Raw genomic sequence first — 22,279 nt, 5'->3', positions numbered from 1 at the left:
TAAGACCCCCTGGTAGTAGAGGGCTAACCACGGGGGCCTGGAGGGGGAGCGTGGCTGCTGGCATGTCGGAGGCGTGGGTTGGGCTCGTAGCAGGGGGTGTCTTCGCCTGTGGAGGGTAGGCGGCCTGGCAGGGGCAGGAGCGACGCAGCGGTTAGGCTCGAGGTCCTGAAGGACCTCTGGGCGAGGATCCTCGACCTCTGGGAGTCCCGTGGGTCCCTGTCTAGGGACGAGGTCGTCGCCATGCTTAGGGGGTCCTACGAGAGGGCGGGGCTCGAGCCTCTCAGGGGTAAGGCGGTGCCCGAGGACATCTACGACAAGGAGATGGCTAGCCTGTACGTCGTCGGGAAGCACGGCATGGGGATGGAGGCCCAGTACCCCGAGATATTCGACAGGGTCTTCTACAAGGAGGTGAGGTACGAGGCCGCGGCGAAGGCGCTGCTCGACGGGGACCCGGGCGTGGCTAGGGCTAAGGTGGAGAGCATCCTGGGGAGCGTGAGCGACAACGAGATCGCCAGGATGCTCAGGCTCAAGCTGACCGAGGTCTACTTCGGCTTCGACAGCGAGGAGAGCCTCTTCAACCTCCTGAGGTCCATCGCCAGGGTGCTCCCGGAGAAGGAGAGGGTGGCGGTGAAGTACGCCAGGTTCTACGCGGCCCTCATGCTGGCGAGGAAGATCAGCGAGGGGGAGGTCAGGAACAGGCTCTACAAGGAGGCCTACAAGCAGGCGGTTGCTCTGAAGCTCGGCCTCCACGGCGCCATACCTGACGACGCCTACGTAGCCGACATAGCGAGGGGGGTCTTCCACGTCCCGGAGCGGGTGCTGAGGAGCGTCCTCAAGCTCGACGGCGGGAGGGGTCAGAGGGGCAGGGAGGCGCCGAGGCGCCAGCGCGGCCGGCAGCAGCGCGGAGGGGAAGGCGGGGGGTAGGCGGTTGGGCGTTGAGGGCATCTGGAGCGCCCACGCTGTTGGCAGGGTGTTCTTCCTGAAGGTCCCCACCGGCAGGAATCCCCGGGGGGCGGTGGAGGAGCTGCTGCGCCTCCAGGGCGTGAGGGCCGCCCTCATCCAGGGCCTGGGCGGCTTCAGGAGGGTGAAGCTCGCCGTCTACTCCCCCGCCGAGGGCAGGTACCACGCCAGGGAGTTCGAGGCGAGGCCGGGGATGGTGATCGAGGCCGCCTGCGTCACGGGGAACAGCGTCCTCGGCCCCGGGGGGAGGTACTACACCCACCTCCACGCCGTCGTGGCGGTGGAGCCCGGGGTGGTGGCGGCCGGCCACCTAGTCGAGGGGGTCGCCGAGCCGTTCCTGGAGCTCGCGGTGGCCGAGCTCGCCGGGGGCTACGAGGCCCTCGCCACTCTCCTCAGCCACCGCTGGGGGGGTTCAGGTAGTCCAGGATCCCCCTCCTCGCCCGGCTCCTCCCCCTGACCCACCTGTACACCTTCTCCAGGCTAACCCTCCTATACTCGAGGCCCGCCTCGCTGAGGAGGCGGAGGGCGGCCTCGGTGAAGTCGGGGGCCGCCAGGATCCCGCGGACCGGGACGCCCCGGCGCCTGAAGTGCTCCACGTACCTGAGGAGCTGGCGGGCCGCCTCCTCCCCCGCCTTCACCCTCTTAACCTCGACTATCACGACCCTCCCCTCGGGGTCCCTGGCGTAGAGGTCCACGAACCCCGGCTCCACCGGCCTCTCGACCCTGACGACCTCCAGGCCCTCACCCAGCTCGCCGGGGTTGGCTGCGAGGTAGTCCCTGATCTCCGCCTCGGAGACGTACATGTAGAACTCCCCCTCCACCGCGCCGGTGGCGTAGGAGACGCTGTACACCACTGGGCAGCGGAGGGTGAGCACCTCCCTCAAGCTCCTCCTGACAGCCCTGAAGACGAGCTGGCCCCCCTCGACCGAGGCGCTCAGGCTCGACGCGTCCGGCTGCCAGTTCAACGGCTTAAACCCGCGGGGCCCGTGGACGATCACGCTCCTATCCGGCTTCACCACCACCAGCACGTCCCCGGGGGCCAGCTTGGAGGCGGACCTCCCCTCGTACTCCGCCGAGCAGCGGGCCCAGAAGACGAGCCACGCGCCCCTGTCGAGGGCCCCCCTGATGGCTCCAAGGGCCTCCTCGACGCTGCGGGGTTTGAGGGCCTCCACCTCCAAGACGTCCACCAACCCTCCCCAGCGGCCCCGGGCAACGCTTTAACCCGCCGCGCCGGGGGCGCCGCTTCACCCTTGCACCTCCACCCTCGCCCCGGTGTTGAGGGGCTCGGCCACGTAGACCTCTCCCTCCAGCCCCAGACCCCTGAGTATGCCCCTGAGGGTGGAGGCGACGCCGGGGGCCTCCCCGGTAGTGGTTATCGTGTACAGCGCCGGGCCCCAGCTGGACTGGGCGAGCACCACGCCCTCCCTCGAAGCCTCCGCTACTATAGACTGGAGGTCGCCCCGGTAGACGCCGCCCTGGAGTCTCGAGAAGTAGAGGCCAGTCCCCTCCTGCATCTCCCTGAGGCCCTCCAGCGCCTCGGCGAGGTCGCCCCGGGCGACGCCGGCTGAGAGCCTGATGAACCCCCTCGCCATGAGCGAGGTCGCCTCCCCCGGGGGATCCCAGGGCTCGGAGAGGATCCCGGCCTCCTCCGCCTCGCCCACGCCCCGGGGGAGGCTGGGGAGGGCTATGACGAGCCTCCACTCCCCGGGGAGCGGGTGCCTGAGGAGGAGCCTGGGCCCCCCGGGGCTCGGGGCGCCCGCGTCGGCGACGAAGCCCCCGTAGGCGAATGCGAGGGTGCCGACGCCGGAGACTCTACCCCTCCCCATTGCCTCCGCGAGCCTCGAGACCAGCTGGGGGGTGCACTCCACGCCCTCGAGGGCCTTCACCGCGCAGGCGACGCCGAGCATGACCTGCGTCGTGCTCCCCAGCCCGGCGTGCCTGGGCGGGGCCTCCAGCACCCTAACGCAGACCCCCCGGGCGCCGAGCGCCTCGAGGGCCGCCCTAGCCGGCTCCACGTGGCCCGGGGGAGCCTCGACGCCGGGGCCCCGGCACTCCCAGGCCTCCACGAGGAGCCTCGGCTTGGAGGAGTAGAAGCCAGCGGACCCCCACCGGTACGGCCTCCCACCCCCGGCGTGATAGAAGCCTGCGTGGAGCCTCGACCCCCCGGCGACCACGGCTCTAGCCAACCCTTCAACCCCTCCGGGGGGAGGGGCTGGGCGCGGGGCCTGAAAGCAGGCGCGGCTGGAGTATTACCTGGCTTGGCTGCCTGGGTATCGTGTCCGGCCCCTTAAAAGTTTTACCCTTACTTATTGACTGGCCGGGTGCCGGGCCGTGAGGATTGTGACCGTCAAGATGCCGGAGGTCTACATCGACGGGATCGACGAGCTGGTCAGGGCTGGGAGGTATAGTAGCAGGAGCGAGGCCATCAGGGTGGCGGTGAGGGAGCTGCTGAAGAGGGAGCTGTGGTCAGCCGGGATCCCGGCGGAGGAGGTGGCCGCGCCCATCGCCATCTACCGCCCGATCCACGCCATAGGCGAGGGCGACTAGCCCTCCTGGAACGCCTCGACCCGCCTCCTCCACCCGTTAAGCGCTCGCGAGGCGTTCACCCTCCCCACCCGCGGGGATCCCCCTTTGCCGGCTTTCACGCTCTCAGCCTTTCTCTCAGGGACCTCCTGAGCGGCTTAATCACCAGCTCGAGGAGCGGGTCCCCCTCCTCGAGGCGCCTGTAGCTCATCGGGGGCATCCAGCCGGGTATGATCCTCCTCACCTCCTCCAGCGTGATGGGCCTCGGGTAGAGCCTCGGCTCCACCACCTCTATCGCCATCGCCCTCTTAGCGCCCTTGATATAGTTCCAGGCGTCCTCCCCCACGCCGGTGCCGGGCTTCCTGGCCTCGGCCCACACCCTCTCGGGGCTCGCCTGGATGACCCTCCCGGCCCTGAACTCGCCGACTATGCTCTTCACGTTGCCGCTCGCGTAGACCGCGACCACGCTCCCCTCCGGTATCGCCGGGGCCCCTATGAGCCTCCTGAGCTCGTACTTCTTCGAGCCCCTGAAGATGGCGCTGGCGTACTTCGGCCTAATGCTCATGATGAAAATCTCCTCCACGGGCTCGTCGCAGCAGGGCATTCCCGCCACCCAAATCCACCCGTCTGCGGGGCCGGGAGTTAAACGCCGACCGGTGGGCGGGAGAGGAGGATGTCCGCGATCACCGCCGCCGAGATGATGACGCCGAGGGCTAGGTTCACGTTGAAGGCTCTGGGGATGTTCTCCAGCCCCCTCCGGATCAGGGCGTGCTGGTACGCCACCAGCGCCGCCGCTGCCGCCACGCCCGCAGCGGCGACGGGGCCGAGGCCCCTGAGGGCGACGCCCGCGGCGAGGAGCGCCAGCGAGGCGGCGTGGAGGGCTAGGCTGAGCCTCAGCGCCCCCCGGACCCCGAGCCTAGCGGGGGCGCTGCCGAGGCCGTGGCGCCTGTCGAACTCAAGGTCCATTATGGCGTAGTACACGTCGAACCCCGCGACCCAGAGGGTGACGGCTGCGACGTAGTCCCAGGGGATCCTCGCCAGGAGGTCCCCCAGGCCGCGGGCTGCGGCGCCGTAGGCGGCGACCGCCCCGCCGAAGACGACTAGGCCGAGGGTGAGGCCGAGGTGGAGGTGCGGGAGCCAGTGGAGCCTCTTGGCGTAGGGGTAGCTTAGCGCGAGCAGCCAGAGGAGCGGGCTGAAGAGGAGGGCGTACCTGTTCAGCAGCGCTGCGGAGGCGTAGTAGAGCAGGCTCCCCGCCGCCACCGCAGCCCACGCCCACGACACGGGGAGGGCTCCTGTGACTAGGGGGCGCCCCCGGGTCCTCGGGTTCAGCCTGTCAATCTCCAGGTCCGCTATGTTGTTGAAGGCCATAGCGGCGGAGCGGAGGCCGAGGACGGCGAGCGCTATCAAAGCGTCGACCCGGGGATCCCTGAGCGCCCCGGGCCACGCGAGGGCGGCCCCGGCGTAGGCGAAGGGGAGGCTGAAGAGGGTGTGCTCCACCCTGAGCATCCTCGCGAGCGCCTTGAGCCTGCTCCTAGACTCGAGCCTCCCGGGATCCCAGGACGCCATGGCTAGCCGCCCACCCCCAGCCTCTCGAGGAGCCTCGAGACCCTCTCGGCCACGCCGGGGTCCTGCTCGACCTCCTCCGGCCACTCCCTGAGCCCGTACTCCTCGGGGAGCTTCCTCGTGGCATCTATGCCGAGCTTACTCCCGTACCCCGGCGTGGGGGTCGCCGGGTCCAGGTGGTCGGTGTGCGCCCCGGGTATTACGACCACGTCCCTCTGTGGGTCGACGTTCGCTGAGACAGCCCAGATGACCTGGTTCAAGTCGTGAACGTCAACGTCTTCGTCGACCACTATTATTATCTTGGTGAGCGCGGTCTGCCCGAGGCCCCAGAGGGCCATCATGACCTTCTTCGCGTGGCCCGGGTAGGACTTTCTGATCGAGACTATCATGAGGCCCTGGAAGACCCCGTACTCCGGGAAGTTGACGTCGACCACCTCGGGCAGCACCGTCCTGATTATGGGGAGGAAGACCCTCTCCACCGCCTTCCCGATGTAGGCGTCCTCGAGCGCCGGCTTGCCCACTACGGTGCCCACGAAGATGGGGTCGCGCCTGAGCCACACCCTCTCAACCTCCACCACGGGGAAGGAGTGGGTTGGCCTGTCGTAGTAGCCCCAGTGGTCTCCGAAGGGGCCCTCACCCGCCTCCCTCCCCGGCTCGACGTAGCCTTCGATCACGACTTCAGCCTTGGAGGGGACTAGGATCCCGCTGGGGAGCCTGTAGACGCTCACCCCCCTCCCGGCGAGGATCCCGGCGAAGAGCAGCTTGTCGACCGGGTAGGGGGCCGGCATCACTCCCGCGAGCATCGCAGCCGGGTCCCCGCCTATCACCACGGCGACGGGGAGCCTCTCCCCCCTCCTCCCCGCCTCGAGGTACGCCATCCTCCCCCTCTTGTGGAGCTGCCAGTGGACCACCGCCTCCCTCCTCCCGGTGATCATGACCCTGTAGACGCCGATGTTAGTCACGCCCGTCGCCGGGTCCCTCGTGTAGACCTGGCCGAAGGTGATGTAGCGCCCCCCGTCCTTGGGCCACGTCTTGAATGCGGGGATCCCGGACAGGTCCACATCGCCGCCCTCGAGGACCTCGTGCTCGAACGCCGCCCTCCCCGTCCTCCTGGGCGTGTACCTCCCCAGGTCCGCCACGTCCCTCAGGGCGGAGATCTTTCCCGCCAGGCTGGTGGGCGGCGGCCTCCAGAGGGCTGAGACCATCCTCTCCCCGGCCTCCTCGAGCCTCTCAAGCCCGAGGGCCAGCTTCACCCTCTCCAGCGAGGCGAAGAGGTTCCCTGCCACCCTCCACCCATCGTGGCCCCTCACGCTCTCGACGAGCACCGCCGGCCCCCTGCGGAGGGCGAGCTGCCTCAGCAGTTCCGGGATCTCCAGGACGGGGCTGAGAGGCTCCCTGACCCGGAGCAGCTCCCCCCTCTCCTCGAGGGCCTCGAGGAACCCCCTCAAGTCCTCGAACGCCACCCGGGCCCGCACCCCCTAGCCGCGGCGCCTCGACGCAGCCGCGCTTAGGGCTGCGTAGAGCGCCTGGAGTCTGCCGCTCCTAGGCGTCGTGGAGAGGTCGACCACCGCCTCCACCCTGCCGGGGGGAGGCGAGAGTATGTAGACCCTGTCGCTGTACTCCGAGACCACCTCGAAGTTGTGGTCGGCTATCACCACCGTCCTCCCCTCCCTCGCCAGGCGGTGGAGGGACTCCATGAGGGACCTTCTAGTCTCCACGTCCAGGCCGGCGAGGGGCTCGTCTAGGAGGAGCACGTCGGGGTCGAGGACCAGGATTCTGGCTATGGCGGCCTTCCTGGCGGTGCCCCCGCTCACCTCCCAGGGGTACTTGTCGAGGTGCTCGGTGAAGTTGAGCAGCTCCGCGGCCCACTTGACCCTCTCCTCCGCCTCGCCCCTCGGGACCCCCCTGTAGAGGAGGCCGAGGGCCACGTTGTCCCTAAGCCTCTTCCAGGGGAGGAGCATGTTCTCCTGGAACACCATCTTAACCGTGCCCCTCACCGCGACCTCGCCCTCGTCGGGCTCCTCTAGGCCGGCGAGGATCCTGAGGAGTGTCGTCTTCCCCGAACCGTTCGGCCCCACAACGGCGACAACCTCGCCCCTGCTGGCCTCCAGGTCGACCCCGGCGAGGGCGGGGGCGCCGTTGAAGTACTTCCACACCCCCCTGGCCCTCACCGTCACGCCTCCACCCTCCACCTCGACGCCCTCACCTCCAGCGGCTCCAGGACCCCCTTGTCGAGGGCGATCATGAGGGCGACTAGCAGCGTGGCCCAGGCGAACACCCCCACGGGCTCCGCGAGGCTGTAGTAGTTCTCGATCATGTATCCTATGCCCCCCGAGGCCCCGAAGGCCTCGGCGACCACGCTTATCCTCAGCGCCGCCCCCAGCGCAGCCCTCGACGCGCCCGCCAGGCTTGGGGCCAGGCTGGGGAGTATGAAGTCCGTGAAGTACCTCGACCTCGGCGCCTCCAGGATCCTCGCGAGCTCCTCGAGGCGCCTGCTGGCGGACTCGAGGCCTGAGACGATTGAGGAGAGTATTATCGGGAACGAGACGGAGGCCGCGACGAGCACCGGGGGGAGGGGGCTGAGGACTCCGAAGAGCATCGTGAACACCACTACCCAGACGAGGACCGAGACGCTCTGGACGATCGTGTTAACCGGCTTCACCAGCAGCCGGGCGGCGCGCGAGGCGGTGGACGCTAGCCCCAGGGCGAGGGCGGCCGCGAGGCCGATGGCGAAGCCCGCCGCGCTCCTGGCGAGCGTGAGGGCGGTGTTGTAGGCCACCCGCCGCGCACCCTCCGCGAGGAGGAAGAGGAGGGAGTCAACGGGGCTGGGGATCACGCTGGGGTGGAGCAGGTGTAGGCCCTGCCAGGCGGCGAGGACGAGCGCTAGGGCTGCCGCCCAGGAAGCCAGAACGCCCCAGCCGCCAGGCTCCCGGGGTCCGCGTGTATGTAGCCGCCCTCCCTGGCCAGGCGCCACACCGCCAGTATGTTGTCGACGATGCCGCTTGTGAGGTGCGTCGACTCCTCCATCTTCAGCCTCTCCCAGCAAAGCTCGGCGGCCCCGCGGCTGAGCCCGTACTGCTCCATTAAGATCCCAAGGGCGAGGTCCCTATTAGAGTTCCACTCCCTAGCCGCCTCGCTCCTCGCCTGGAGCAGCTTCTCCACCAAGTCCCCGTGCCCGGCTGCCCAGTCGCCCCTCGCTGCGTAGACTATCATCACTCCGTTGTCGCCCACGTGGCCATCCCACCTCTGCCAGAGGTCCCTGAAGCTAGCCACTACGACGCCGCCGTGGTCGGCGACTAGCTGGGAGACGAAGGGCTCCCAGATGACGATGGCGTCGACCTCGCCCTTCGAGAACGCCTCGACGAGCTGCGGGGGAGGAGCGTTCACCACCCTCTCATCCACGTCCACCCCGTAGAGGGTCTTAACGTACGCCCTGAACATCGCGTACGTCCCCGTGGGCTTGAAGGCCGCTATCGTAGCGTTGCCCGCTAGCAGGTCCTCGAGGCTCGACGCTCTAGTGTCATTCCTCGCTACCACCGCCTGGTTCTGGTAGAAGTCGACTGCTAGGATGGTGACGTTCACCCCGCCCTCCCTGAGCTTGGCCACGAACTCGGCGGGGATCACGGCGACGTCTATGTCCCCGTGGGCCAGGGCGTTGGCGAGGTCCAGGGTCTTGCTGAAGAGCACCACCGAGGCGTTGAAGCCTAGCCTCGAGTCGATCCCCTCAGCCTTGATAACGTCTAGCGTGGAGACGCCGCCCCTCAGAGTCCCAATCCTGACAATCGGGGCTACCTCGACGGTGTTGGTGTTGTTGAGCAATCTTTCTTCTACCCTTTCCTTAGTCAGCCACGGTGCAATCATTAGGAAGGCTGCTACGAGTATGGAGGCGACTATAATTATCGCCTCGTAGGTCTTCAAGCGAGCCAACGCCTGCCCCCCGGCATTGGGGGCGGAGGGTGTGGATTAAACCCTTGCCTCAAGCATTGCCGCTATGCAGGCAGAGCTTGGGCTTTAGGGCGTCTCCCTCTCGGCCTCCCTGAGGATCCTGGCTATCCTCCTCACCACGCTGGGGGGTAGCGCTACGTCTTCCCTCCTGTACTCGACGGGGCCCTTCACCCTCATGCCCCTCCTGTCTACTATCTCGATCTCGTGCATCCGGAGGCTGTGGGGTGTCTGCCTCATCTTCTCCACGAGGACGTACCTCTTCAGCTCGCCCCTCCTTATGCGCCTCCTGAACCTTATCACGCCGTCCGCCACGTGCTCCACTCCCCAGCCGAACGCCTCGCCCGTGGTTATCGCGTACTGGCTCACCGCGAGCGTGGTGAAGTCCCAGCGATAGAGGAGCTTCTTGGCGGTGTAGCTGTACCTCCTGGCCATCGCCGGCTTGTCGAGCCAGAAGGCGCTGAGGGAGTCTATCACCAGCCTCGCCCTGCCGTAGCCTAGCCTCTTCTTGGCCTCGATCACCTTCTCAACCATCTCCTCGAGGTCGAGCTCCGCCAGGCTCCACTCGTCCCCCCGGGACTTCATGAGGGCGTCTATGATTATCATCCTCCCCCTGTCCACCGCGCCGGCGAAGTCCATGCCGAACATCGCTGCCTGCCTCATCACGCTCTCCCTGCTCTCCTCCGTCGTCACGTAGATCACCTTGTCCCCCTCGAGGACCCCCTGCCAGGCGTAGTGGATGCAGAAAACTGTCTTACCGGTCCCCGGCTCGCCGACGACGGCTACGAAGAAGCCACGGGGGATCCCGCCGGCTACCAGCTCGTCGAAGCCCTCGACCCCAGTCTTGAGCCTCTCTATCCCAACGCCCCGCGGGCGCTGCGCCACCCCGCTCCACCGGGGGTTCCCCGCGCGCGTCGAGCGGTATTGACTCCGGGGGTTAGCGCCGCAGCCTTCTCGCGACGTACTTCAAGGCTATTATGTAGGGGATGACCTCGAGCCTGCCTAGGAGCATCGCGGCTGCTAGGAGGAGCTTCACGCCCGTCGGGGCCGCGGCGGAGGTTATGCCGACGCTGAGGCCGACCGTTCCCAGGGCGCTCGCCGTTTCGAACGCGGCGTCCGCCAGGCTGTACTGGGGGTAGAGGCCTGCAAGGATGAGGGTCAGCAGCACGTGGGCAGCCACCATCGCGGCGGAGACGGCTAGGACCCTCCTCACCACCTCGTCGTCGGCCAGGTACCTCCCCACCCTCAGCTTGGGCTTGTACCCGTAGGGGTGTAGTATGGTCTCGGTCTCCACGGAGAGCGCTTTAGCCACTATCACCAGCCTAATGACTTTTATGCCGCCGGCGGTTGAGAAGGCGCTCCCGCCCACGAGGCAGAGCATGGCGAGGAACGCCTTGTAGGCGTCGCTGGCCTTGGAGAGGTCGCCGGCCTGGAAGCCCGTCGTGGTGGCGGCTGAGACGGTGTGGAACACCATCTGGAGGGGTGTGTACGCGTGCCTCAGCCCCGGGTCCCTGAGCCACAGGCCTATGCCCGCCAGGGAGGCGGCCAGCACTATCACCGCCTGGGCCTTGGTCTCCACGCTGCCCGCCAGCCTCTCCCTCCTCAGAGTGAGTATGGCGTGGTTGTCCCTGAGGTTCATGGCGCCGAGGTACATAGCGGCCATTGAAGCGAAGAGCACGGGGGGCCTCGTGAGCCAGTAGCCTATGCTCTCGTCCCTCGTCGAGAAGCCGCCCGTCGCCACGCTGGTCAGCGCGTGGCTGACGGCGTCGTAGGGGTCCATGCCTGCGAGGAGGTAGAGGAGCGTCGCTATGCCGGTTATCGCCACGTAGACGAGCAGCAGCCTCGTCGAGGTGGTCTTAATGCTGGCCTCCAGCCTCTCGCTCCTCCCCTCCGCGATGTAGAGCGCAGCAGTCGAGAGCCCGGGGCGGGCGAGGATGCTGAGGGTGAGGACCACTATCCCGAGGCCGCCCATCCACTGGATTACCGCCCTCCAGACCTGCACCGTCCTCGGGAGCTCGCTCACGCTAGGCACGTACCCGCCCGCCGGGCTCTCCTGGCCCGTGAACACGGTGAGGCCCGTCGTCGTCCACCCGCTCACGCTCTCGAAGAAAGCGTCGACAAGCGGGATCCTGGCCGCCGCGGCGAGGGGGAGGGAGCCGAGCGCGGGGATCAGTATCCAGGCGGCGACGGTCAACGCTATCGCATCAGCCGGCCGCAGAGTCTTGGCCCTGAACCCGCGGGCCAGGGCGAGGCCCAGGGACAGGAACGCCAGCCCCCACCCAGCCATCGACGCGGCTGGCCTCAGCTCCACAACGTCCCCGTAGGCGAGGACCCGGTAGGCGCCGTACACCCCGGCGGCGATCGGGGCGGCGCTCGTAGTCACAATGATGAGACCGATGTAAGGCAGGCTACTGCCCTCACCCGCGGCCCTCGACGACAAGGCAGCGAAGCCCCCGAGGAGCCCCGGAGCGCTCCACGAAGCCCCGGCGAAGCCTCCAAGCCCGGGGGGTCGAGGGGGTTTCTGGATAAAAGCGGCAAGCCCCCGGGGGCCGGTGGGATCCCGCCGGCTCGGGGGCTAGGCTAGACTTCGAGCCTCCTGGTGTAGTAGAGTATGTAGGCTGCCAGCATTGCGGCGAGGAGTGCGGGCACCACGGCGAGCTGCCAGGGCTGCGTCTCGCCTAGGAGGGTTACGGTGGGCGTGGACGCGTTGAGCGTTGCCGCGGCCTTTGAGTGGAGGTAGTTTGTCACCGCCCTGTATAGGAGGAGGGCGTACCCTATCTCGCCTAGGGTCTCCTTCCCCAGGCTGGCTGAGAGCACTATGAGGATTATGCCCGTGGCGGTGTATGTGAAGTAGAAGGCTAGGCTGAGCAGGCTCGCCATCCCGGAGTTCCTGCTCTTCAGGGCTATGAGGGCGAAGCCCGTGCCGTAGAGTAGCGCCTGGAGGAGGTAGCCGGCTACGGCGGCCGCGAGCCTGGCGGGGTTGGCGGCCACGATGGGGTAGTGTATTACCGCCGCCACCGTCACGGGGGCTAGCACGAGGATTAGGGCGGGTGCGAGGATCCTGCTCGCCCAGAGCGTGAGGGCCAGCCCCGCCCTGGAGACCGGGTAGGCCAGGTAGACTTGGAGGATCCCGGACTCGGCGAGGCTCGTGAGCCCCGCGCCGGCCCTGAAGGCTAGGAAGAGCGCAGTCGCCGCGAGCGTCGGGTCGAGGGCGATGACCGTCAGGGAGGCGGGGTCCGTCACGGGCTGCAGCACCGTGAGGACTGCGGAGAGGGCGGCGACCAGGATCAGCATTAAGTCGAAGCCGGGCGGCCTGAGCGAGTCTGCAGCATCTATCGAGAGGAGGCTCGTGTAGCTCCTCAGCCTCACGCCGACGCCACCCCCATGAGTATGCTCTCCAGCCCCGACTCTATCACGTCGAAGCCGTAGACGAGCACGCCGCTCCTGTGGGCCTCGGCCAGCGCCTCGAGGAGGCGCGGCAAGTCGCCGGGGCCGCGGAGCCTCGCGACGACGTGGATTCCGTCCCACTCCGCGTCGAAGCCCTCACCCCTGAGGATCCCGGCCAGCCTCTCCGGGTCGCTCGCACTCACCCTAGCCATGGGCCTGCCGCGGAGCACTATCTCCCCCGGCGGCCCCCTCGCGGCGACCCTGCCCTTGATGAGCACCACCACCTCGTCGGCCACCCTTAGGACTTCGTGGAGCACGTGGCTCGAGAAGAGGATCCCGACGCCGTGATCCCTCCTGAGCCTGTCGAGCAGGTTGAGGAGCCTCACCCTCTCCACGGGGTCCAGGTTGCTCGTGGGCTCATCCGCGACGATAAGCTCGGGCTCCGGGATGAGGGCGTGGGCGATTGCAGCCCTCTGCTTGAGCCCCGCGCTCAGGCTGGCGTAGGGCTTCCACTCGTGCCCCTCTAGCCCCACGGTCTTGATGACCTCCCTAACCCTCCCCCGGGGCGCCCCGTAGACCCTGGCGGCCATCTCGAGGAAGCGGTAGACGGGCATGCCGCTGGGGAGGCTGGGCCGCTCGAAGACCACGCCAACCCTCTCCCTCGCCCTGGAATCCCTGAAGGGGTCCCTCCCGAAGAGGCTGACCTCCCCCCTATCCCTCCTCGCCAGGCCGAGGCACACCTTGATGAGCGTCGTCTTCCCGGCGCCGTTGGGGCCTATGAGGCCCACGATTCTCCTCCCGTCAACCTCGACCCCGGCCCCCGCCAGGACTACTCTGCCGGAGTAGCTCTTCCACACGTCCCTAGCGCTGAGGAGGCTGGCCACCGCGCGGCACCCTACCCCGAGGAGGATAAAGGTGCGGGCCCCTGAGGGGCTATAAAGAGAAAGTTATACGTTAAGGAGGGGCAGCACACGCCCCCCGGGTCGGTGGCTGGGTGCGTTGGGCACTTAACGCTCCCCGGGCCTCCAACAATAGCCGGCCAGGGCTGGCCCCGCTTGAGAGCCCGCCCGACCGCCCCGGTGTCGCCCGGGGGTGCGTGGGGGCCCGGGTGTCAGGGGCGGGGCACAGCTGCTCCTCCCCGCTCCCGGAGCATTCTGCAGAGGAGGGTGAGGCTGGCCTGGACCCTGAGCCTCTTGTAGGAGCCCCCCTGGAGGATCCCCCGCCTCCTGAGGGATCCCAGCCTCCCCGCGAGATCCTCCACCGTGACGCCGAGCCTCTCCCCCGCCTCCTTTATCGTTTCCGAGGCGGCCACGGCCTCGAGGGTCTCGGCCTCCTCGCGGGTGAGGGTGGGGCAGTTGAAGAGGCGGGACGCGAGCTCCTCGAGCGCCTCGAGCACCGCGTGCTTCACGGCCTCGTGGACCTCCTCAGGTGTGAGGGGGAGGGAGTCCGGGAGCGTGATTACCTCGACCCCGAGCCTCTCGGCGAGCACCCTGGCCGAGTCGTCGGCGAGCCCCCTAGCCACGACGAGCGGCTTCGCCCCGAGGAGCTGAGCGTTCACGTAGGCCTGCCTCACCCCGCTCACGTCGAGGGCGCCAGCCTTCACCTCGACGGCGTACGTCTCCCCTCCCTTCTCGGCTAGGATGTCGACCTCCCCAACCTCCACCCCGGAGACCTCGACCTTGACCCTAACGCCCTTAACGCGGAAGCCCATGTCCTCTAGGAGGGACGCCGCAATCGCCTCGCTCGCCCTCGCCACCCTCCCCGGCTTCACCGCCCCCGACCCCCGAGGGGCTAGCCCTTGATTACGGACTCGACGACCTGGTAGAGCTGGGGGTCCTCGCGCTGGAGCCTCTCCAGGCTCCAGGGCCTCCAGCCGCCCCTGGCTACGTGGCGGAGCACGTTCCTCACCCAGCTCTTGTAGACCTTCCGGCAGTTACCGTGGTTCCTGCAGCTCGCGTCGAGGAAGGAGTCCACCACCGCCTCCGCCTCCTCGGGGGGCAGGCCCTTAACGTTGACGAGGTACCTGCTTATAACGTAGAGTATGAGCCTGCTCCTCCCGTCGGGCACGCCCCTCTCGATGATCTTCTCGACCCAGGCGTACCTCCCGGCTCCCCCCGCCCGCCCCCCAGTGGAGCCGCAGAGCGAGGGATCCCGGCACACGCTCCTCAAGAACTCCTCCGCAGCACCGCCGCAGCCGCGCGGCCCCCCGCACTCGTCGAGGGCCCTAGCCCAGAGCCCTGGCACCCCGGGCAGCACCAGGCACTCAATCAACCCCCCGGGAAAACCTTAAACCCCCACAGGGGCCCAGCAAGCCCTGGGGCCCGCCCCTCCCAGGGGCCCGCGTAGCCGGGTCGTCTAGCGGCCCAGGATGCGGGGCTCTGGCCCCCGTGACCGGGGTTCGAATCCCCGCCCGGCTACCACCCCCTCAACTCCTCGGCCAGCCTGGCTGAAGACGTAAGGATGGCTGGAGGCGGGGGTGGGGCATGGCCGACTCTAGCCTCGCCCCGGGCTACGCAGGTGAGGGCTTGGCAGGAGGGTAAACCCGGGTTGGCGAGGAGGGGATCCCTCCGCTGCCCCGCTTAGTCCTTGACCGTCTCCAGGATCGTGACCGCCTGCCAGATCCTGGTGCGGGTGTGCGTCGGCATGTTGGGGTCCTGGCTGACCTCGTCGAGGGCGCTTATCGCGTTTGCCGCCCTCACGCCGGGCGAGAGGCTGGTGTCCCTCAACGCTGCGAGGGCGTTGGCAGCCGCCCTCCTAATGTTCCTCGGCACGCTCGTGTCATTCACTATCCCAGCCAGTATCTGGAGGGCCATCCTTATCTTAGCCTCGTTATCCACCGGAGGCTTGACCGCCACGCTCCAACACCCCCCTTCGCTCGCCGCGCGACCCCCCGGGGGCCGCGCATGGCTTTCTAGCAGCCCCTTTAGAGGTCTTTAACTGTCATCCGCTCCCCATCCACATGGCCCAGGAGGGGTCCCTGCCCCGGGGCCGGCCCCGCGGGGGAGGGGTGTGCCTGGCTTGAGTGGTAGGAGTGTTGACAGGGCTGAGGCTGTGAAGAGGATGGCGGCGCTGCTCCAGCAGGGTGCTGCGATGCTCGCCGAGACCTGCCCCATTTGCGGGCTTCCGCTGTTCAGGCTGAGGAGCGGGGAGGTGGTGTGCCCCATCCACGGCCGTGTCGTCATAGTGTCGAGCGACGAGGAGGCTAGGGAGGTGGAGATAGACGCGGTGGTGGCGGGGGTGGAGTACGAGGCCGCCTCCAGGATCAGGGACCTCCTCGGCTCCGGCAGCCCCCGGGAGATTAGGGAGTGGCTCGAGGTGATTGAGGCCGCGGAGAGGATTAGGGGGCTGAGGGAGGCTAGGAGGGGTGGGGGAGGCAAGGGCTCCGGGGTAGCGGGCCGTGGCTAGGCTGGTGTGCGCCAGGTGCGGCAGGGAGGCTGACCGGCTGATCCGGGGCCTCTGCCCCTCCTGCTTCGCCGAGGTCTACGGGGTCGCCAGGATCCCGGGCGTCCTGAGGGGCGAGGTGTGCAGGTACTGCGGCAGCGTCCGCATCGCCGGCCGCTGGGTGCCCGCCGGGAGCTTCGAGGCCGCCATCGACGCGGTGGTGAGGTGGCAGGCCTCCAAGGCCAGGCCCGTCGAGCCCCTCGTTGAGGCCAGGCTCGCCTCCTGGGAGGCCCTCTCGAAGCCCGACTGGCGCACCAGAGTCGCCCTTAACCTGGAGGGGCGGACGGCTGAGGGCGTCGTGGTCAGGGCCAGGGTCCCGGTGGTCGTGCAGCTGAAGCCCAGCATCTGCCCCACCTGCAAGACCAGGGTCAGCGGGGAGTACGACACCGTCCTCCAGCTCCGCGGCGGGGACCCAGGAGCCCTCGAGAGGCTGGCGGTGGAGGCCCTCACCGAGGCGGGCGTCGAGGGGGACACGGTGGACCTCATCAAGTCCAAGGACGGGGTCGACGTTTACTTCACCCACAGGGGTGCGGCCTCCAGGCTGGTGAGGATCCTCAAGCGCAGGGGCCTCGTCGAGACGGTGGGCAGGGCCGAGGAGTACGTGGGCCTAACCAGCACGGGGAGGAGGACCAGGAAGACGCTGATAGTCAGGGTGAGACTCTAACCCCCCGGCAGCCCCTCCCCTTGGGCGCTGATTGGCCTACGCTATTTAACGCCGCCCTGCACCCTCCCCGGGATCCCGGCGGGCCGCCCCTCCAGCCGGGGGCGCGTTGCTGGGGCGCGGGGCGGTGGGTGGCGTGTTGCGCGCCTCCGAGGCTTTCTACGCTGTACTCCTCTCCGTCTACGTGTTCTTCGTGGTCTACTATTTGACGAGGTGGATATACGAGTGGCTGAGAGCGAGGATGCCTGAGGTGAAGGCGGTCTACTATAACAGGAAGATTATCCACGCCCTCGCGGGGGGAGTGGTGGCGCTCCTCGTGCCCTACGTTTTCTCCTCGCCCACGCTGCCCCTGGTGCTGGCGCTGCTCCTCGCCGTGTTCACCTACATACCGCACAGGACGGGGAGGCTGCTGTACTGGTTCCAGGTGCCGGATAACATGTACGAGGTCCGCTTCTGCATCATGTGGGGTCTGGCAGTCTACCTTGCGTGGCGCTTCCTCGGCGACCCCTGGCTGGGCGTCGTGCCGGTCCTCTTCATGGCTTTCGGGGACGCTGCGACGGGGGTGGTGAGGAACCTGCTCTACGGGAGGCGCACGAAGGCTTGGGTGGGGAACCTGGCCATGCTCGCGGTGACGCTCCCCATAGGCTACGCCCTCGCCGGGATCCCGGGAGCCCTCGCGGCGGTGGCCGCCAGCGTAGTGGAGCACTTCGAGTTCAAGTACATAGACGACAACGTCACCGTCCCACTGGTGGCCCTAGCAGTGCTCGCCGCCGCCAGGCTCCTCTACTAGGGGCCCCTCCAGTTCTTAGCCTCCAGCCGCGCCCCTTAGCCCCCTGGGTGGCTCCAGCTAATGGCCGTAGCGAGGCGCTGCCCCAGGTGCGGTAGGGAGGGCGTTGAATTCATCGGCCCACTCTGCGTGGACTGCTACCGGGAGGTCTACGGCCTCGCCAGGCTGCCGAAGAGGGTGGACTACGTCTACTGCGCATCGTGTGGCGCCTACAAGCTGCAGGGGGCGTGGCAGCAGCCGGCCGGCGGGCCCGAGGAGGCGCTGGTGGACTACCTTACCCTCCTCCTCACCCGGAGGCTGAGGCCGACTGAGCACGTCGACGAGGCGTGGATCGAGGGGGTTGAGCCGCTCCAGCCCTTCCGCGGGCCCGGCATTTACAGGGCTCGCGTCCGTGTCGGCGCCAGGGCCGGGGGCGTGGTCGCCTACGACGACGTCGTGGTCGAGGTTAATGCTAAGCCCTCCCTCTGCCCGCTCTGCACCGCGAAGGCGACCGAGAGGGGCTACGAGGCGATCGTCCAGATCAGGTCGAGCGAGGGGAGGCTTAGCAAGGGCCTGAAGAGGAGCGTTGAAGCGTTCCTCAGTCGCCTCAAGGGGAAGCTGGGCGACGCTGTGGTGAAGGTCGACGAGAGGAGGGAGGGGATAGATCTCTACGTCTACGATCACGCCTCCGCGAGGATGATAGCGTCTAAGCTGAGGGCGGCGTTCATGGGTAAGACTGTGGAGACCTACAAGCTCGTAGGCCGCAAGCCCGACGGGAGCAGGAGGGGGAGGCTGACGATCTCCGTCAGGCTCCCCGACATAAACCCCGGCGACGTCGTCGAGGTGGGTGGCAGGCCGATGCTCTACCTCGCCGGCGCCCGCGGCGGGGGCCTCTTCGTCGACCTGAGGAGCGGGAGGGAGACGGTGATCCCGGGGGACGAGCTGTGGGAGAGGGGCTTCAGGAGGGTGGACGAGGCGGGGCTGAGGAGGGTTATGCTCCTCTCCAGGAGCGGCCCGAGAGCGGTGCTCCTAGACGCCGACTCCGGCTACGAGAGGGTGATCGAGGCCGACGTTAGGGACTTGAGGGTCTACGTCGAGGACTTCAGGGAGGGCGGGGAGTACCTCGCCTACCTCGCCGGGAGCAGAATATACATTATCCGTGAGGCCGGCCAGGGAAGGGAGGGGTGAAGCTGAGTGGCTAGGAAGAAGGGTGGGGAGCACGAGGAGAAGCGCGGCGAGATCCCGCTGCCGAGCGAGGAGGAGGGCACCATGATCTGCGTCGTGCTCCGCAACCTCGGGGGAGGCTTCCTCGAGGTGAAGTGCACCGACGGCGAGGTCTACAAGGCCAGGATCCCGGGGAAGATGAGGAGGAGGACTTGGATCAGGGAGGGGGACGTGGTCCTCTTCCTCCCATGGGGCACCAGGGACATGAAGGGGGAGGTGGTCTACAGGTACGTTAAGAGTGAGGTCAAGAAGCTGATAGAAGAGGGCGTGCTGGACGAGGAGCTCCTCGAGGAGGTTGGAGAGGAGATTGGCTAGGCGCCGGGCCAGGTGGCTGAAGAGGAGGCGCGAGGAGGAGGAGAGGAGGAAGGACAGGGACCTCACGAAGACGGTTGAGGAGGTCTTCGACTCCTTCACTATGGGCCACATCTACAGGCTCGAGTCGAAGGGTGTGATATGGGAGCTCAAGGGAGTCGTGAGCGCGGGGAAGGAGGCGAGGGTCTACTGGGCGAAGTCCAGGAGCGGCGAGGACCTCGCGGTGAAGATCTACCTCAGCGCCACCGCGGAGTTCAGGAAGAGCATCAAGAAGTACATAATCGGCGACCCCCGCTTCGAGGACATCCCCCAGGGCGACTTCAGGAGGCTCATCTACGAGTGGGCTAGGAAGGAGTACAGGAACCTCAAGAGGCTCCACGAGGCGGGGGTGAGGGTCCCCAGGCCGATAGCCTGGTCGGGGAACGTGATAGTGATGGAGTTCATCGGCGAGAACGGCTACAGGGCGCCGCTCCTCGCCGAGGAGGCCGAGAGCCTGAGCCAGGAGGAGCTGGAGGGGATCCTCAGGGAGCTAGCGGTCCAGGTGGAGCTGATAGCCTGCAAGGCCAGGCTGGTCCACGCGGACCTGAGCGAGTACAACGTCATGCTCTGGCAGGGCAAGCCATGGATCATAGACGTCGCCCAGGCGGTCCACCCGAGCCACCCCTACGCCCTAGAGTTCCTCGAGCGGGACGTGAGGAACATAACAAGCTTCTTCAGGAAGCACCTCGACAGGGACCCGCTAGAGGTCATGGCCGAGGCGGTCTCCGCCAGGGACTACCTGGAGCACCTGAAGGCATGTATAGCCCCCGAGTAGCCCGGGCCCAGCCCAGGCCCCTGCGGGGGCGGCGTTAATACGCCCCGCCCGGCGCCTCCTAATCCAGCCCCTCCCATGCGGAGGGGGGTGGCTGCGTTGCCCGCCGGCGTTAGGCCCAGGATGTACGTCAAGGTCCCCCCTGAGAGGCTTGGAGCCGTCATCGGGACCGAGGGGAGGGTTAAGAGGGAGCTCATGGAGAGGACCGGCACCGTCATAACCGTTGACACGGAGAACGGCGTGGTGATAATCGAGGCCGAGAGCGACAGGGTGAGCCCCTACAACGTCGTAAAGGCCGCGGAGGTGGTCAAGGCTATAGCCTACGGCTTCCCCCCGGAGAAGGCGATGAGGCTCCTAGATGAGGACCAGATCCTAGTAGTGGTGGACCTCAAGCAGCTAGTCGGCGACTCCCCCAACCACCTCAAGAGGGTGAAGGGCAGGATAATAGGCGAAGGCGGGAGGGCGAAGAGGACCATAGAGCAGATGACCGGCACCGACATAGTAGTCGGCGACTACCACGTGGCGATAATAGGCGACTACGAGCGGGCAATGGCCGCCAGGCAAGCAGTGGAAATGCTCATCGAGGGGAGGATGCACAGCACTGTATACCGCCACCTAGACAGGGTAATGAGGGGGATCAAGAGGAGGGAGAGGCTAAGCCTCTGGGAGGAAGGCCCCCAGTGAGCCTGGTGCGGGGGGTGGGATTTGAACCCACGCAGGCCTACGCCATCGGGTCCTGAGCCCGACCCCTTTGGCCAGGCTCGGGCACCCCCGCACCCCAGGGTAAGCTAACCCAAAGACACCCCGGGGGGTTTAAGGCTTACACCCCACCCACCAACCCTCCCGGGGGGCCCGTGACGAGCTGACACCCGGACCGACACCCAAACCCGGCAGGTGGGGAACCTAGTCCAGCCCGAGGCCCCAACGCCACGACAAAAAGCCAGTCAAACCCTTCACTCTCCTTCCCGGGTAAACCCGGGAAGTTTAAAAGCCTTACGCCACCCCCAGCCACCATCAAACGTTAAACAGTAGGAGAACAGTGGGTTTGGGATATTTAAGCGGTCCCGGCTCCAGCCGGGAGTACATACTTTAGTATATACTTTTCAAGACGGTAGCGGCCTGTGGGAGGGGCCCCCAGTAGGGGGCTTGAAGTATATGTTTAGAAATTGATTAAAGGAAAATGATAGTATCTAGTGAATAGAGTTGATGGAAACCTTGAATAGTAGCCTTGAACAGTATCTCCGCGATAGAATTGAAAGTCACGATTCACCTGCACAGTCAGCCCACGCCCGCCACCCAACCCAAAGTATCTTCGCGATGAGATTAATGACGGTGGAATTGATGGATTAGTTGTCTGGCTGCTTGGGTTGGGTTTTTTATTATCCAGGTGCCTATGAGGAGCGCGTCTGCTCCTGCTTGTGCGAGCTGGGCTGCCTTGTCCGGGGTGTCTATGCTGCTCTCCGCTACTAGGATTGCCCTGGCTGGCTTCCGCTCTGCCGCCTTCTTCACTTCCGTGAGGAGTCTCTCGTAGCTTAGCTCGAGTGTTTCGAGGTTTCTGGCGTTTATTCCGACGAGGGCTTGGGGGTAGCTGTGCATTGCCTCCACTGCGTCTCGGGCGTTCCCGGTTTCGATGAGGACTTCGAGGCCTAGCTGGGCTGCGTGGGTGTATAGCTCGTCTAGCCCCTGCCAGCCGGTCATGTCGAGTATGAGGAGCGCCGCGGAGGCTCCTGCGGCCTTGTAGGCTTGGAGCTGGGTGGGGGTTGAGGTGAAGTCCTTCGCGAGCACGGGCTTGTGGCGGGCGAAGAACGAGACGAGCTCGGGGCTGCCGCAGAACCAGTAGGGCTCGACCAGCACTGAGTAGGCGTCAGCCACTCCCCTCGTTGCCTCGAGGAACTCCCAGGGGGTTCTGTAGGCGGTGAACCCCCGGGGGGTGCAGCGTTTGAACTCGAGTATCAGCCCCGGCCTGCCGGAGCGGAGGGCGTGCTCCACCGCGGCCCTGAGGCTCCCCGGCTTGGGCGGCGCCTCCTGAAGCCTAGACCTCTCAAGGCTCCTCTCGAGCGCCTCCGCCAGGAACCCTCTCGGCTCCCGGTCCATCCCGGGCCAGCCCCCCGTCACCATGGGTCGTCTAGGAAGTTCCCGAGGATCCTGGCGCCGTGGGGGGTTGCGATGCTCTCGGGGTGGAACTGGACGCCGTGGACTGGGTGCTCTACGTGCCTCACCCCCATTATCTCCCCGTCCACCGCGCTCCTCGCGGTGATCACGAGCTCCTCTGGGGGGTCTCGGATGGCTAGGCTGTGGTACCTCGCCCCCTTGAAGCGGCTCGGCACGCCCCGGTAGAGCTTGTCGCCGTAGTGCTCTATCACGTCTACCCTGCCGTGCATGACACGCTTCGCCCTGGCCACCCTCGCCCCGTAGACTGCTGCGATCACCTGGTGCCCGAGGCAGACGCCGAGAACCGGGATCCTCGGGCCAAGCCTCGCCACCACCTCGGGGGAGACTCCGACGTCCCTCGCCTTGAGCGGGCTCCCCGGGCCGGGGCTGATCACGATCCTGTCCGGCCTCATCCTCTCGACCCCCGACACGGTGACCTCGTCGTTCCTCACCACCACGCTCCTCGCCCCTAGCTCTGCGAGGGTGTGGACTATGTTGTAGACGAAGCTGTCGTAGTTGTCTATCACGAGCACCAGGG

27 protein-coding genes and 2 tRNA genes are annotated in these 22,279 nt (G+C 67.1%); 11 read left to right on the top strand and 18 right to left on the bottom strand.

The window, feature by feature from the left end:
* Positions 1 to 108 precede the first annotated feature (108 nt).
* Positions 109 to 924 (top strand): DUF2192 domain-containing protein, encoded by an 816-nt coding sequence (locus ACYQ3J_RS03705; protein ID WP_460124828.1) that lies wholly within the window; start codon positions 109 to 111, stop codon positions 922 to 924.
* Positions 925 to 928: 4 nt separating this feature from the next.
* Entirely contained in the window at positions 929 to 1,417 is a 489-nt protein-coding gene (locus ACYQ3J_RS03700) for a PPC domain-containing DNA-binding protein (protein WP_460124825.1), read from the top strand.
* Here ACYQ3J_RS03700 and nucS read toward each other — a convergent pair.
* Together nucS and ACYQ3J_RS03690 are read right to left on the bottom strand one after the other, a co-directional pair.
* Positions 1,353 to 2,147 (bottom strand): endonuclease NucS, encoded by a 795-nt coding sequence (gene nucS / locus ACYQ3J_RS03695; RefSeq protein WP_460124822.1) that lies wholly within the window; start codon positions 2,145 to 2,147, stop codon positions 1,353 to 1,355. The genes ACYQ3J_RS03700 and nucS overlap by 65 nt on opposite strands.
* Before the next feature lie 57 nt (positions 2,148 to 2,204).
* Positions 2,205 to 3,146, bottom strand: coding sequence for a GHMP family kinase ATP-binding protein (locus ACYQ3J_RS03690; RefSeq protein WP_460124819.1), 942 nt, complete (start codon positions 3,144 to 3,146; stop codon positions 2,205 to 2,207).
* Positions 3,147 to 3,291: 145 nt separating this feature from the next.
* Between ACYQ3J_RS03690 and ACYQ3J_RS03685 the strand changes: the two genes are divergently transcribed.
* Positions 3,292 to 3,507, top strand: coding sequence for a ribbon-helix-helix domain-containing protein (locus ACYQ3J_RS03685; RefSeq protein WP_460124815.1), 216 nt, complete (start codon positions 3,292 to 3,294; stop codon positions 3,505 to 3,507).
* A gap of 94 nt (positions 3,508 to 3,601) precedes the next feature.
* Here the strand turns inward: ACYQ3J_RS03685 and ACYQ3J_RS03680 are convergent, their stop codons facing one another.
* The 12 genes from ACYQ3J_RS03680 to priX form a co-directional block, all read right to left on the bottom strand.
* Entirely contained in the window at positions 3,602 to 4,087 is a 486-nt protein-coding gene (locus ACYQ3J_RS03680) for an ASCH domain-containing protein (protein ID WP_460124812.1), read from the bottom strand.
* A gap of 38 nt (positions 4,088 to 4,125) precedes the next feature.
* A complete protein-coding gene (locus tag ACYQ3J_RS03675) occupies positions 4,126 to 5,049 on the bottom strand; it encodes a UbiA-like polyprenyltransferase (protein WP_460124809.1) in 924 nt (307 codons plus the stop codon).
* Positions 5,050 to 5,051: 2 nt separating this feature from the next.
* The gene (locus tag ACYQ3J_RS03670) at positions 5,052 to 6,509 is read right to left on the bottom strand and encodes a UbiD family decarboxylase (RefSeq protein ID WP_460124806.1); all 1,458 of its coding nucleotides are present in this window, start codon (positions 6,507 to 6,509) and stop codon (positions 5,052 to 5,054) included.
* A gap of 15 nt (positions 6,510 to 6,524) precedes the next feature.
* Positions 6,525 to 7,202, bottom strand: coding sequence for an ATP-binding cassette domain-containing protein (locus ACYQ3J_RS03665; RefSeq protein WP_460126197.1), 678 nt, complete (start codon positions 7,200 to 7,202; stop codon positions 6,525 to 6,527).
* 17 nt (positions 7,203 to 7,219) lie between these two features.
* Entirely contained in the window at positions 7,220 to 7,882 is a 663-nt protein-coding gene (locus ACYQ3J_RS03660) for an ABC transporter permease (protein WP_460124803.1), read from the bottom strand.
* Positions 7,883 to 7,929: 47 nt separating this feature from the next.
* A complete protein-coding gene (locus tag ACYQ3J_RS03655) occupies positions 7,930 to 8,973 on the bottom strand; it encodes an ABC transporter substrate-binding protein (RefSeq protein ID WP_460124801.1) in 1,044 nt (347 codons plus the stop codon).
* 84 nt (positions 8,974 to 9,057) lie between these two features.
* Complete coding sequence (locus tag ACYQ3J_RS03650; protein WP_460124798.1) at positions 9,058 to 9,873, bottom strand: KaiC domain-containing protein; 816 nt, start codon at positions 9,871 to 9,873, stop codon at positions 9,058 to 9,060.
* Between the two features lie 52 nt (positions 9,874 to 9,925).
* Positions 9,926 to 11,428: a TrkH family potassium uptake protein gene (locus ACYQ3J_RS03645; RefSeq protein WP_460124795.1), complete on the bottom strand. Its 1,503-nt coding sequence runs from the start codon at positions 11,426 to 11,428 to the stop codon at positions 9,926 to 9,928.
* 140 nt (positions 11,429 to 11,568) lie between these two features.
* Positions 11,569 to 12,357 carry a hypothetical protein gene (locus ACYQ3J_RS03640; protein WP_460124791.1) on the bottom strand — a complete coding sequence of 263 codons (789 nt, stop codon included), beginning with the start codon at positions 12,355 to 12,357 and terminating at the stop codon, positions 11,569 to 11,571.
* A complete protein-coding gene (locus ACYQ3J_RS03635; RefSeq protein WP_460124788.1) occupies positions 12,354 to 13,259 on the bottom strand; it encodes an ABC transporter ATP-binding protein in 906 nt (301 codons plus the stop codon). Before ACYQ3J_RS03635 ends, ACYQ3J_RS03640 begins: the two co-directional genes overlap by 4 nt.
* 227 nt (positions 13,260 to 13,486) lie before the next feature.
* On the bottom strand, positions 13,487 to 14,146 hold the full coding sequence (locus ACYQ3J_RS03630) for a restriction endonuclease (RefSeq protein WP_460124785.1): 660 nt from the start codon (positions 14,144 to 14,146) through the stop codon (positions 13,487 to 13,489).
* A 20-nt stretch (positions 14,147 to 14,166) separates the two neighbouring features.
* On the bottom strand, positions 14,167 to 14,646 hold the full coding sequence (gene priX / locus ACYQ3J_RS03625) for a DNA primase noncatalytic subunit PriX (protein WP_460124782.1): 480 nt from the start codon (positions 14,644 to 14,646) through the stop codon (positions 14,167 to 14,169).
* Between the two features lie 73 nt (positions 14,647 to 14,719).
* Between priX and ACYQ3J_RS03620 the strand changes: the two genes are divergently transcribed.
* Positions 14,720 to 14,795: transfer RNA gene (locus ACYQ3J_RS03620), tRNA-Gln, on the top strand.
* Positions 14,796 to 14,954: 159 nt separating this feature from the next.
* Here ACYQ3J_RS03620 and ACYQ3J_RS03615 read toward each other — a convergent pair.
* The gene (locus ACYQ3J_RS03615) at positions 14,955 to 15,230 is read right to left on the bottom strand and encodes a stationary phase-response protein (protein ID WP_460124779.1); all 276 of its coding nucleotides are present in this window, start codon (positions 15,228 to 15,230) and stop codon (positions 14,955 to 14,957) included.
* A gap of 163 nt (positions 15,231 to 15,393) precedes the next feature.
* Between ACYQ3J_RS03615 and ACYQ3J_RS03610 the strand changes: the two genes are divergently transcribed.
* The 7 genes from ACYQ3J_RS03610 (at position 15,394) to ACYQ3J_RS03580 (ending at position 20,274) form a co-directional block, all read left to right on the top strand.
* Positions 15,394 to 15,780, top strand: a complete 387-nt coding sequence (locus tag ACYQ3J_RS03610) for an Sjogren's syndrome/scleroderma autoantigen 1 family protein (protein WP_460124776.1) — start codon at positions 15,394 to 15,396, stop codon at positions 15,778 to 15,780.
* Positions 15,773 to 16,480: an NMD3-related protein gene (locus ACYQ3J_RS03605; protein ID WP_460124773.1), complete on the top strand. Its 708-nt coding sequence runs from the start codon at positions 15,773 to 15,775 to the stop codon at positions 16,478 to 16,480. Before ACYQ3J_RS03610 ends, ACYQ3J_RS03605 begins: the two co-directional genes overlap by 8 nt.
* 124 nt (positions 16,481 to 16,604) lie before the next feature.
* Complete coding sequence (locus tag ACYQ3J_RS03600; RefSeq protein ID WP_460124770.1) at positions 16,605 to 17,267, top strand: dolichol kinase; 663 nt, start codon at positions 16,605 to 16,607, stop codon at positions 17,265 to 17,267.
* Between the two features lie 60 nt (positions 17,268 to 17,327).
* The gene (locus ACYQ3J_RS03595) at positions 17,328 to 18,431 is read left to right on the top strand and encodes an NMD3-related protein (RefSeq protein ID WP_460124767.1); all 1,104 of its coding nucleotides are present in this window, start codon (positions 17,328 to 17,330) and stop codon (positions 18,429 to 18,431) included.
* Between the two features lie 6 nt (positions 18,432 to 18,437).
* A complete protein-coding gene (locus ACYQ3J_RS03590; protein ID WP_460124764.1) occupies positions 18,438 to 18,782 on the top strand; it encodes a translation initiation factor aIF-1A in 345 nt (114 codons plus the stop codon).
* Positions 18,775 to 19,593 (top strand): serine protein kinase RIO, encoded by an 819-nt coding sequence (locus tag ACYQ3J_RS03585; RefSeq protein ID WP_460124761.1) that lies wholly within the window; start codon positions 18,775 to 18,777, stop codon positions 19,591 to 19,593. Before ACYQ3J_RS03590 ends, ACYQ3J_RS03585 begins: the two co-directional genes overlap by 8 nt.
* Positions 19,594 to 19,713: 120 nt before the next feature.
* Positions 19,714 to 20,274, top strand: coding sequence for a KH domain-containing protein (locus ACYQ3J_RS03580; RefSeq protein ID WP_460126195.1), 561 nt, complete (start codon positions 19,714 to 19,716; stop codon positions 20,272 to 20,274).
* A 3-nt stretch (positions 20,275 to 20,277) separates the two neighbouring features.
* Here the strand turns inward: ACYQ3J_RS03580 and ACYQ3J_RS03575 are convergent.
* The 3 genes from ACYQ3J_RS03575 to ACYQ3J_RS03565 form a co-directional block, all read right to left on the bottom strand.
* Positions 20,278 to 20,365, bottom strand: a tRNA-Leu gene (locus ACYQ3J_RS03575).
* A gap of 548 nt (positions 20,366 to 20,913) precedes the next feature.
* A complete protein-coding gene (locus ACYQ3J_RS03570; protein WP_460124758.1) occupies positions 20,914 to 21,684 on the bottom strand; it encodes a beta/alpha barrel domain-containing protein in 771 nt (256 codons plus the stop codon).
* A 17-nt stretch (positions 21,685 to 21,701) separates the two neighbouring features.
* Positions 21,702 to 22,277: an anthranilate synthase component II gene (locus tag ACYQ3J_RS03565; RefSeq protein ID WP_460126193.1), complete on the bottom strand. Its 576-nt coding sequence runs from the start codon at positions 22,275 to 22,277 to the stop codon at positions 21,702 to 21,704.
* Positions 22,278 to 22,279: the final 2 nt, after the last annotated feature.

Source organism: Stetteria hydrogenophila, from assembly GCF_054657575.1.
The sequence above is the reverse complement of the archived record's forward strand: the minus strand, read 5'-3'. Positions and strand labels throughout refer to the sequence as shown.